The 11,745-nt window shown below is 63.8% G+C and carries 7 protein-coding genes; 4 read left to right on the plus strand and 3 right to left on the minus strand.

Annotated elements, in window-relative coordinates; all coding sequences use genetic code 11:
* Positions 1-215 precede the first annotated feature (215 nt).
* Both polA and HCN58_RS10080 read right to left on the minus strand, forming a co-directional pair.
* Entirely contained in the window at positions 216-3,272 is a 3,057-nt protein-coding gene (polA, locus tag HCN58_RS10075; RefSeq protein ID WP_171579193.1) for a DNA polymerase I, read from the minus strand.
* 194 nt (positions 3,273-3,466) lie between these two features.
* Complete coding sequence (locus HCN58_RS10080) at positions 3,467-4,519, minus strand: acyltransferase family protein (RefSeq protein ID WP_171579194.1); 1,053 nt, start codon at positions 4,517-4,519, stop codon at positions 3,467-3,469.
* Between the two features lie 179 nt (positions 4,520-4,698).
* On the opposite strand from HCN58_RS10080, the gene HCN58_RS10085 reads away from it, so the two are divergent.
* From HCN58_RS10085 to HCN58_RS10100, 4 genes are all read left to right on the plus strand, one after another.
* Entirely contained in the window at positions 4,699-6,015 is a 1,317-nt protein-coding gene (locus tag HCN58_RS10085; protein ID WP_171579195.1) for a UDP-glucose dehydrogenase family protein, read from the plus strand.
* Between the two features lie 121 nt (positions 6,016-6,136).
* Positions 6,137-8,749, plus strand: coding sequence for an ATP-dependent helicase HrpB (gene hrpB / locus HCN58_RS10090; protein ID WP_171579196.1), 2,613 nt, complete (start codon positions 6,137-6,139; stop codon positions 8,747-8,749).
* A 192-nt stretch (positions 8,750-8,941) separates the two neighbouring features.
* On the plus strand, positions 8,942-9,445 hold the full coding sequence (locus HCN58_RS10095) for a TIGR02281 family clan AA aspartic protease (RefSeq protein WP_171579540.1): 504 nt from the start codon (positions 8,942-8,944) through the stop codon (positions 9,443-9,445).
* A gap of 117 nt (positions 9,446-9,562) precedes the next feature.
* Positions 9,563-11,062 carry a phosphomannomutase/phosphoglucomutase gene (locus tag HCN58_RS10100; RefSeq protein ID WP_171579197.1) on the plus strand — a complete coding sequence of 500 codons (1,500 nt, stop codon included), beginning with the start codon at positions 9,563-9,565 and terminating at the stop codon, positions 11,060-11,062.
* A gap of 163 nt (positions 11,063-11,225) precedes the next feature.
* Here HCN58_RS10100 and HCN58_RS10105 read toward each other — a convergent pair whose 3' ends face one another.
* Positions 11,226-11,726 carry an Lrp/AsnC family transcriptional regulator gene (locus tag HCN58_RS10105; RefSeq protein ID WP_028351627.1) on the minus strand — a complete coding sequence of 167 codons (501 nt, stop codon included), beginning with the start codon at positions 11,724-11,726 and terminating at the stop codon, positions 11,226-11,228.
* Positions 11,727-11,745: the final 19 nt, after the last annotated feature.

Consider the following 11,745-nt stretch of genomic DNA (forward strand, 5'->3'; position numbering starts at 1 on the left):
CACGCGGCGATTCCATTGCGCAATTGCACCGATGTGGAGCGGCCACCGTTCGGAGCAATGCAGATCGCGTGTCCCGGACGCGGCGCGGCATGAAAATGACGCGACGCAGAGCCGGGACCCAGTGGACCCCGGATCAGCAGCGCATCACCATAGCGCGTCGAGGACGCGCGTGAACGCGCTTTAGGTGCTGCGCAGCATCCGGGGAACGCATCGCCTCAATGCGCCTCGTCCCAATTATTCGCAGCCCTCGCATCGACCTGCAGCGGCACAGACAGCGCCACCGCCGGGAACGGCGCGTCCTGCATGACGTGCTGCACCACCGGCAGCGTCGCCGCCACTTCGTCGTCGGGCACTTCGAAGATCAGTTCGTCATGAACTTGTAGAAGCATCTGCGCCGACAGCTTCTTCTCCGCCAGCGCATCCTCCATCCGGATCATGGCCCGGCGAATGATGTCGGCGGCGGTGCCTTGCAGACGCGCGTTGATCGCGGCGCGCTCGTTGAAGGAGCGGACCGAGGCGTTTGAGGCCTTGATGTCGGGGTAGTGGCACTTCCGCCCGAACAGAGTCAGCACATAGCCGTTGGTGCGGCAGAAATCCCGCGTCTCGTCCATATAGGCGCGAATGCCGGGGAAGCGTTCGAAGTATTTTTTGATGTAGGCGGAGGCTTCTTCGCGGGCGATGCCGAGCTGGTTGGCGAGACCGAACGCCGAGATGCCGTAGATGATGCCGAAATTGATCGCTTTCGCGCGCCGCCGCACCTCGCCCGGCATGTCCTTGATCGGCACGCCGAACATTTCGGATGCCGTCATGGCGTGAATGTCGAGCCCGTCGCGGAACGCCTCCTTCAAAACGGGGATATCGGCGATCTCGGCCAACAGCCGCAATTCGATCTGCGAGTAATCCGCCGATACCAGCTTGTGGCCGGGTGTCGCGATAAAGGCGCGGCGGATCTTGCGGCCGTCCTCGGTGCGAACCGGAATGTTCTGCAGGTTCGGCTCGTTCGACGACAGCCGCCCCGTGGTGGTCGCGGCCAGCGCGTAGGTCGTGTGCACGCGGTGGGTCTGCGGGTGCACGTAATTCGGCAGCGCGTCGGTATAGGTCGATTTCAGTTTCGAGACCTGCCGCCATTCCAGAATCTTCTTCGGAAATTCGTGGCCCTGTTCGGCGAGTTCGTCGAGAATCTGCGCCGAGGTCGACCACGCGCCGGTCTTGGTCTTGCTGCCGCCGGGTATGCCCATCTTGCCGAAGATGATGTCGCCGATCTGCTTGGGGCTGCCGACATTGATCGGCTCGCCGGCGATCTCCTGCAATTCCGCCTCGACGCGTGCGGCAGTCTGGGCGAAATCGCCCGACAGCCGCGACAGCACCTGCCGATCGATCGAAATGCCGCGCCGCTCCATCCGCGCTAGCACACTGACCAGCGGCCGCTCCAGGGTCTCATAGACGGTCGTCATGCGCTCGGCGGCGAGCCGCGGCTTGAGCACGCGATGCAGCCGCAGGATCACGTCGGCGCTTTCGGCCGAATAGGCGGTCGCTCTGTCGATTGCGACCTGGTCGAACGTGAGCCTGCTCTTGCCGTTGCCGATTAGCTCGCTTTCGCCGATCACGGCATGGCCGAACCAGCGTTCGGCGAGCGACCCCAGCGCATGTGAATTGCGTCCGGCGTCGAGCGCGTACGACATCAACTGCGCGTCGTCGATGTTGCGCAAGGTTATGCCGTGCTGCGCCAGCATCACGGCGTTGAACTTGATGTCGAAGCCGATCTTGAGAATGCCTTGTGATTCCAACAGCGGCTGCAGCGCCGCTAGCGCCTCCGCGGCCGTGATCTGGTCCGGCGCGAGGCCAGCGTCGAACAGGCCTGCGCCGCCACCGGATTGCTTGTGGGTGAGCGGAATATAGCAGGCGTCGTTCGGCGCCAGCGCCAGCGCGATGCCGCAGATGTCCGCCTGCATTGGATCGTCGGAGCTCGCCTTGGCGTCGATCGCAAACGTGCCGGCGTCATAGGCGCGCGCGACCCAGGCCTTGAGTTCGTCGAGCTTGCGTATGGTCTGGTACTTGGTCCGATCGACCGGCAGCTTTCGCGCAGCTTCCGCCCGGACCGCCGCCAGCGATATCGGCGTACCCTTGTGGCTCGCAGCCTTGTCCTGCTTGTCGCCGCCCGCCTTGCCCGGTGCGGTGCCGGCTTTACCGGCAGGCGGGCTATCGAACAGCGTCGCGCCTTCAACATATCCCTCCGGCTTCTTGCCCGATGGCGGTACGGCGAACACGCTGGCGCCGCTCTTGTTACCCGCATCCGGCTCGATATCGGCAGGATCGATCTGCGAATATTCGGCGACACGGCGGGTGAGGGTGGAGAACTCCATCGCCTTGAGGAAGGCGATCAGCTTGCGCGCATCCGGCTCGTGCACCGCGAGGTCATCGAGCGGCACTTCGAGATCGACCTTGTCGTCGAGCAGCACCAGTTGCCGTGAGATCCGCGCCTTCTCGGCATTCTCGAGCAGCGCCTCGCGGCGCTTTGGCTGCTTGATTTCCCCGGCGCGCTGCAGCAGCGTTTCCAGATCGCCATATTCGACGATCAGTTGCGCCGCGGTCTTGACGCCGATGCCGGGCACGCCCGGCACGTTGTCGGTGGAGTCGCCGGCCAGCGCCTGCACCTCGACCACCTTTTCCGGCGGAACGCCGAATTTCTCGATCACCTCGGCGACCCCGAGGCGCCGGTCCTTCATGGTGTCGTACATGGTGACGCAATCGGTCACGAGCTGCATCAGGTCCTTGTCCGAGGACACGATGGTGGCGGTGGCGCCGCGCTCGCAGGCGATCCGCACATAGGTCGCGATCAGATCGTCGGCCTCGAAGCCGACTTGCTCCAGGCAGGGCAGGTCGAACGCGCGCACGGCTTCGCGGATCAACGCGAATTGCGGGATCAGATCATCCGGCGCCGGCGGCCGGTGCGCCTTGTAGTCGGGATATAGCTTGTTGCGGAACGTGATTTCCGACTTGTCGAATACGATAGCGAGGTGGGTCGGCCGGTTGTCCTCCGGCATTTCGCGGAGCAGCTTCCACAACATGTTGCAGAAGCCGAGCACGGCATTGACCTGCAACCCGTCGGACTTGCGGTTCAGCGGCGGCAACGCGTGATAGGCGCGGAAAATATAGGAGGAACCATCGACCAGAAAGACATGGTCGCCCCTGCCCGGATTTTTGGCGGGCCTGGCAGGGGGTTTGGCGGCGGGAACGGGTTTCGCGGCGGTTTTGGGGGCTGATTTCGGCATGGCCGAAATTTAGGGATTTTTGCGCGAATTGACAGCCTTGGGGGACGGTTTTTGAGCCCAATACACACCCCGTCGTCACCCGCGAAGGCGGGTGATCCAGTACGCCGCGGCCCTTCATTGGATCACCAGCGCCGCTGAATACTGGATCGCCCAGTCGAGCCGGGCGACGACAGCCGAATAGTTGGATACGAAACCTACTCCGCCGGCTGCAATGCCGGAGCCGCCTTCTTCGGCGCAATCCAGAACGCAGCCGGCCGCTCGAACAGGAAGTTCGCCCGCAGCGCCAGGGCCAGGCGCCAGATCACCACCGCCCCTGCGACGCCCGCAACCGTCACGATCAGGGAAATCATTCCGATATCGGCGATCAGGCCGGTCTTCAAGAGCAGCGTTCGCGTCACCGCCATCGGCAGGAAGAAGGCGAGATAGATGACGATGGAATGCTCGCCGGAATAGCGCAGGAAGTTCAGCCACTGCATGCGCGCCAGCAGCGTGCCCATGACGATGATGGCGCACGCGCCCGCAAAGCCGAGTGCCAGTGAAACGAGCGGCCATTCGCCAACGCCGGATATGACTAGCGCGCCGTTGACGAGCGCCCACAACGCGACGCCCAAGAGTGCGAGGGAGGGGTGTGCGCGCGCGCGGTCCGACAACGCGAACACGTAGTTGGCAAACAAGTAGCCGGAATAGAAATAGACGAAGCGCCCGCAGAATTCGTCGATCACGGTCCAGCCTGTCCCGATGTGTGCCATCTCGAGCGCGGCGGCTGCGAGCCAGATCGCAAGCGGCGGTACGCCGCGTAACAGTTTTGTGACAACGAAGAACACCGGCAGCAAATAAATGAACCACAGCGTGCCGAACGGCTCGACGAAAGATTCCAGATACATGAATCCGACATGCTGCCAACCCGATTCAGCGGCGAACGACGGTGCCTTGAAGCCGAACTGGATCGTTACCCACAGCACATAAAAATAGCCGAAGTGCAGGACCTTGCGGTCGAAATAGGTGCGCCAGTCACGGTCGATCACGACGGCAAGAAACAGGCCCGAAATCAGGAAGAAATCCGGCATCCGGAACGGCTTTGCGAACATCACGAACGCATGCATGAAGCCGCTCTGGCCGGCCGCCGCCTCCACCCCCAGCACGGAATGCATCATCACCACCATGACGATGCAGATGCCCTTGGCGTAGTCCACCCAATCGATGCGGGTGGAGCGTTCAGTGACGGCGGATGTACCGTTTGAAGTCATCGGTGTTCCTTTTCGGCGCGACGTGGCCGCATCTTCGGCCTGATCCGTTGCTTTCTCCTTTATTCATACAAAGCATATGCCGGGATCGGGCGCTTTTTCCGATTTCCCCTTTGATGAAAAATGCTCTAAGACGCCCACAAAATCGGATTGGCGTTAACCATCAAATACAGGTTGTTTTCATGCGAATCGCCATGATTGGCACGGGCTACGTGGGGCTGGTATCCGGCGCTTGCTTTGCCGATTTCGGCCACCAGGTCACTTGCGTTGACAAGGATGCCGGCAAGATCGAAGCTCTGCGCAGAGGCGAGATCCCGATATTCGAGCCCGGCCTTGACGCGCTGGTGGCCTCCAACGTCAAGGCCAGGCGGCTGGATTTCACCACCGACCTGACGGCGCCGGTTGCCGAAGCCGACGCCGTGTTCATCGCCGTCGGCACGCCGTCGCGGCGTGGCGATGGCCATGCCGACTTGAGTTACGTCTACAGCGCCGCGCGCGAGATCGCAGCCGCGCTGTCGGGCTTTACGGTGGTCGTCACCAAATCGACCGTGCCGGTCGGCACTGGCGATGAGGTCGAGCGGTTGATCCGCGAGGCCAATCCGTCGGCTGATGTGGTGGTCGCCTCCAATCCGGAATTTTTGCGCGAGGGCGCCGCGATCCGAGACTTCAAATTCCCTGACCGTATCGTGGTCGGGACTGAAGACGAACGCGGGCGCAAGGTGCTCGGCGACGTCTACCGGCCGCTGTCGCTCAACCAGGCGCCGTTGATGTTCACGGCGCGGCGCACCGCGGAGTTGATCAAGTACGCCGCCAACGCGTTCCTCGCCACCAAGATCACCTTCATCAACGAGATTGCCGATCTCTCGGAAAAGGTCGGCGCCGACGTGCAGCAAGTCGCGCGCGGCATCGGGCTCGACAACCGCATCGGCTCAAAATTCCTGCATGCCGGTCCGGGCTTCGGCGGCTCCTGCTTTCCGAAGGATACCCGCGCGCTGGTCAAGATCGCGCAGGATCATGACGTGCAGCTGCGCATCGTCGAAGCCGTGCTCGGCGTCAACGACATCAGAAAGCGGGCGATGGCGCGCAAGGTTTCCAACGCAACCGGCGGCTTGCGCGGCAAGACGGTGGCGGTGCTCGGCCTCACCTTCAAGCCCGACACCGACGACATGCGCGAGGCGCCGTCAATTCCGCTCGTCACCGGCTTGCTCGACATGGGAGCGAAGGTGCGGGCACATGATCCGGTCGGCATGGAGCAGGCGAAGAAGGAACTGCCCGAGATCGAATATTGCACTGATCCTTACGAATGCGCGCGCGGCGCGGATGCGCTGGTGATCGTCACCGAGTGGGTCCAGTTCCGGGCGCTTGATCTGGAGCGCCTGAAGAGCGAAATGGCGCAGCCCGTCGTTGTCGACCTGCGCAACATCTACCGTCCCGAGGACATGGCCGCGCAGGGCTTCACGTATGAGAGTGTCGGACGGGCACCTGAGCCGAAGGTGTAGCCGCAAGCATAGTTGTCATACCCCGCGCAGGCGGGGTATCCAGTACGCACGGTCTTCGTAATCTGTAGCGTCTGCGTTTACTGGATCACCCGCTTTCGCGGGTGATGACGGATGAGAGATATTGCCTCTTACTTTCGACGCCCCTCTCCCGATCGACGCGGTGCTCGACGAGCTCGGGCGCACGCTCGCGGCCAACAACAGCGCGGTGCTGGTGGCGCCTCCCGGGGCCGGCAAGACCACGCGGGTGCCGCTGGCGCTGCTCGATGCGCCCTGGCTGAAAAACAAGAAGATCATCATGCTGGAGCCGCGGCGGATCGCAGCGCGGGCCAGCGCCGAACGGATGGCGCGGACGCTCGGCGAGCGGGCAGGGGAAACCGTCGGTTACCGCGTCCGCTTCGGCTCCAAGATTTCGCGCGCGACCCGGATCGAGGTCGTCACCGAGGGAATCTTTTCGCGCCAGATTCTCGATGATCCCGAGTTGAACGGCGTTGCCGCCGTGCTGTTCGACGAATTTCACGAGCGTTCGCTCGATGCCGATTTGGGGCTCGCGCTCGCCCGCGATGCGCAGACCGGCCTGCGCGAGGACCTGCGTATCCTCGTGATGTCGGCGACACTGGACGGCGCGCGGGTCGGCAAATTGCTCGGCGACGCGCCGGTGGTCGCCAGCGAGGGCCGCGCCTTTCCGGTGGAGACGCGCTACCTCGGGCGCAAGGCGGACGCGCCGATCGAGCGGCAGATGGCGGATGCGATCGCGACCGCGCTGCGCGCCGATCCCGGCTCGGTGCTGGCGTTTCTGCCGGGCGCGGCCGAAATCCGCCGCACGCAGAATTTTCTCAGCGAACGGGTTCATGATGCGAGCGTCGAGATCGTGCCGCTGTTCGGTGCGCTCGAGGCGAGCGTGCAGGACCGTGCCATCGCGCCGGCACCGAAGGGCCAACGCAAGGTCGTGCTGGCGACCTCGATTGGCGAGACCTCGCTGACCATCGAGGGCGTTCGCATCGTCATCGATTCCGGCCTGGCACGCGTGCCGCGCTACGAGCCAGACATTGGTCTGACCCGGCTGGAGACTGTGCGCGCCTCGCGCGCCGCCGTCGATCAGCGCCGCGGCCGCGCCGGCCGCACCGAGCCCGGCGTGTGCTATCGGCTGTGGGATGAACCGCAAACGGGGTCGCTCGCGGCCTACACCCAGCCAGAAATTCTCTCCGCCGATCTTTCCTCGCTGGTGCTCGATCTCGCGCAATGGGGCGTGCGCGATCCGGCGACGCTGGCGTTTCTCGATGCTCCGCCGGCGCCGGCGTTGAAGGAAGCGGGCAGCCTGCTTCTCGAACTCGGCGCTCTCGATAGCGACGGCCGCATCACCGCAGAGGGCAAGAGCCTTCGGGCGCTGGCGCTGCCGCCACGGCTCGCGCGCATGATCGTGGATTCGCATCGGCTGGGGGCGGGCGAGGAGGCGGCCGAAATCGCCGCCATTCTTACCGAGCGCGGCCTGGGCGGCGACAGCGTCGATCTCTACCATCGGCTCGACCAGTTCCGCCGCGACCGCTCGCCGCGCGCCAGTAGCGCGCGCCGTCTCGCGCAGCGCTGGGTGCAGCAGGTGGCGGCGGAGGAACGAGCCAACGAATCGGCTCTCTCCTCTCCCTCCCCCCTTGCGGGGGAGGGCCGGGGAGAGGGGTCCACACGGGAAGTCCCTCCTGGGCTTACCCCCTTCCCCCACCCCTCCCCGCAAGGGGGAGGGGAGCCCTACCGTTCTCGTCCACCCAACGATGAACTTTCCAGCGGCGTCATGCTCGCACTCGCTTTCCCCGATCGCATCGCGCGCAATCGCGGTAACGGCAGTTTCGTGCTCGCCAACGGCCGCGGCGCCGCCGTCGAGCAAACCTCGTCGCTGGCGCGCGCGCCCTATATTGCCGTTGCCGAGCTGACCGGAACCGCGGCCCAGGGGCGCATTTTGCTGGCGGCGCCGATCGCACAATCCGATATCGAAGCGCGCTTCGCCGATCAGATCGAAAGCATGGAAGAGATTTCATTCGACCGCAGCGCGATGGCGTTGCGCGCGCGCCGCAAGCGGTCGCTGCATGCGATCACGCTGTCGGAAGCGCCGGTCGCGCTGTCGCCCTCTGCAGAGACCGCGCGCATCTTCGCTGCAGGCCTCATCGCGGCCGGGCTCGACAAATTGCCGTGGTCGAAATCCCTGAAGCAGTGGCGCGACCGTGTGATGTTTCTGCGCAAGGCGGAAGGTGATAGCTGGCCCGATCTGTCGGATGCGGCGCTGGCAGCCGAAGCCGAGAACTGGCTGGTGCCGGCGCTTTACCACAAGACTTCGCTGAAGGATTTTTCTCCCGGCGATCTCTCCGATGCGCTGATGACGCTGTTGCCATGGGAGTTGCGCGCACGGCTGGAGCGCGAGGCGCCGACGCATTTCGAAGCGCCGACCGGCACCATGCTCGCGATCGACTACGAAGCCGAGCAGGGCCCGACCATCGCGGTGCGCTTGCAGGAACTGTTCGGGCTCAAGTCCCATCCCTCGATCGCCAAAGGCAAAGTGCCGCTGGTGCTGGAATTGCTGTCGCCGGCGCAACGTCCGGTGCAGGTGACGCGTGACCTGCCAGGCTTCTGGCGCGGCAGCTACGCGGCCGTGCGCTCCGACTTGCGCGGCCGCTACCCCCGCCACCCCTGGCCGGAAGACCCGGCCACCGCGCTGCCGACCCGCCGCGTCAAGCCGCGCGGAACGTGAGGGCTTTAACTCCCTCGCCCCGCTCTTCGCGGGGAGAGGTTAAGCGGGGCGAGGTTCACGAGACGGCGTTAACACTTCACTCATCCTTTTCGTCGAAATGACACGCTCTGCCATCGCCGTTAAGTCGCGGCTTGGCGGCCGGCGTGGTGATATCGGTGGTCCGGCAATCGAGTGTGGCGCATGCGTAACCTGATGATCCTTGCCGCCGTCCTGGTCGGCCTCGGCACCTACATGGCGCAGATGGCGGCCAAGATGTCGCCGGCTTCGGCCTCCGCCAGCACATCGCCGAAAAATGCTCCCGTGCAAACCGTCGCGCAAGCTTCCGGCCGCAGCCTCGACATTGTCGGCGATGCGCGCGGCCATTTCCAGACCGACGGCCGCATCGACGGACAACGCATCAACTTCATGGTCGACACCGGCGCCTCGCTGGTGGCGCTGAACGAAAAGTCGGCGGCCCGCTTCGGCCTGCGCCCCTCACGCAGCGACTACAACGCCACCGTCTCCACCGCCAACGGCACCATCAAGGCCGCGCGGACGCGGCTTGCGGTGATCGAACTAGGCAGTCTCGTGGTGCGCGACGTCGACGCCGTGGTGCTGCCGGACGAGGCATTGTCGGAAAACCTGCTCGGCCTGTCGTTCCTGTCGAAGCTGAAGCGCTTCGAATACGCCAACGGCAGACTGGTGCTGGAACAGTAAGGTTACCTGGCTACCAAACCGCCGCAATTGATCGTCACAAGGCACCGACCCGCCTATCGCCCGGCCTGCGGTTTCGCTATGGCTGCGGTTCCCTCGCATTCACGATAAGGCCATTTCATGTTTCCGAAGCCCAAATCCGCGCTGGTCCCCAACACCCATGAGTTCGAATCCGGGCCTATGGTGAAGGCGACCGGCTTTCGCGAATATGACGCGCGCTGGCTGTTCGAGAAGGAAATCAATTTGATGGGCGTTCAGGCGCTGGGCATGGGGCTCGGTGCGCTGATTGGGGAACTCGGCGTCAAACAGGAAATCGTGACCGGCCACGATTTCCGCGGCTATTCGGCCTCGATCAAATACGCGCTGATTTCTGGCCTGATGGCGGCCGGCTGCAAGGTGCATGATATCGGGCTGGCGGTAACGCCGATGGCCTATTTCGCGCAGTTCGATCTCGACGTGCCCTGCGTCGCGATGGTGACGGCTTCGCATAACGACAATGGCTGGACCGGCGTGAAGATGGGCGCCAACCGCCCGCTCACCTTCGGCCCCGACGAGATGACGCGGCTGAAGGAAATCGTGCTCAATGCCGATTTCAAAAACCAAGCCGGCGGCTCCTATCAGTTCCACGAGAATTTCCCCGCGCGCTACATCGCTGATCTGACAAGCCGTCCCAAGCTGAAGCGCAAGCTGAAAGTCGTGGTCGCCTGCGGCAACGGCACGGCGGGCGCGTTCGCGCCGCAGGTGATGGAGGCGATCGGCTGCGAAGTCATCCCGCTCGACACCGAACTCGATCACACCTTTCCGAAATACAATCCGAACCCCGAAGACATGGAGATGCTGCACGCGATTCGCGATGCGGTGCTCAAGCACAAGGCCGATGTGGGCTTAGGTTTCGACGGCGATGGCGACCGCTGCGGCGTGGTCGACAACACCGGCGAGGAAATCTTCGCCGACAAGGTCGGCGTGATGCTGGCGCGCGACATGTCGGCGATCCACAAGGACGCGCAGTTCGTGGTTGATGTGAAATCGACGGGATTGTTCGTGACGGACCCGGTGCTGCAAAGGCAGGGCGCGAAGACCGCGTATTGGAAAACCGGCCATTCCTACATGAAGCGCCGCACCAACGAGATGGGCGCGCTGGCGGGATTCGAGAAATCTGGCCACTTCTTCTTCAACAAGCCGTTCGGCCGCGGCTACGACGATGGCTTGGTCTCCGCGATTGCGATCTGTGAGATGCTCGACCGCGCGCCGGATAAGTCGATGGCGGACCTGAAAGACGCGATTCCGAAAACCTGGTCGTCGCCGACGATGTCGCCGCATTGCGCCGACGAGGTGAAGTACGCCGTCGCCGACGCCGTGGTGAAGCATTTCGAGGACAAGCAGAAGAACGGCGAAAGGATCGCGGGCCAGAAGATCCGCGATCTCGTCACCGTCAACGGCGTGCGCGTCACGGTAGAAGACGGAAGCTGGGGCCTGGTGCGGGCTTCATCCAACAAGCCGGAGCTGGTGGTAGTGGTTGAAAGCCCGGTGAGCGAGGCGCGCATGCGCGACATGTTCGAGGCGATGGATTCCGTGCTGCGGACGCATTCGGAAGTCGGTGAGTATAATCAGAAGATTTGAAGCGGGCGGCGGCTCAGTCACCCCACCTGCGCTCGTCGTCCCCCGCGAAGGCGGGAGACCCAGCACGCCGCGGCTTCTCGGTTCTGTCGCTGTCGTCTCTGGAATACTGGGTCACCCGCTTTCGCGGGTGACGACAGCCGAGTGATGGTCGCGGGATCGGCCTTTACGCAGCCGGCACCGGCAGTGCGGTCACCGACTTGATCTTCTCCATCGCAAATCGCGAGGTGACGTTCTTCAGCGGCACGGCGCTGATCAGCTTTTTGTAAAACACGTCATAGCTCGCCATATCGGCGACCACGACGCGCAGCATGTAGTCGACGTCGCCGGCCATCCGATAAAACTCCATCACCTCGGGCATGGCGCTGACGGCATCGGCAAACTTTCGCAGCCAGGCTTCCGAGTGGTCGGCGCTCTCGACCGAGACGAATACCGAGATGCCAAGGCCGATCTTGTTCTGGTCGACCAGCGCCACCCGGCGCAGGATCACACCATCGGCTTCCAGCCGCTGGATTCGTTTCCAGCACGGCGTCGACGACAGCCCGACCCGGTCCCCAATCTCGGCGACGGACAGCGAAGCGTCCTCCTGCAGCACGGTCAGGATCTTGCGGTCGATGGCATCCAAGCGGCGGCTGGCTTCAGGGAGCTGAACAGCTAGGTCGGTCATGAGAAGAATGTTCCATATG

It is taken from the genome of Bradyrhizobium australiense (genome assembly GCF_013114825.1).
GTDB classification, from domain to species: domain Bacteria; phylum Pseudomonadota; class Alphaproteobacteria; order Rhizobiales; family Xanthobacteraceae; genus Bradyrhizobium; species Bradyrhizobium australiense.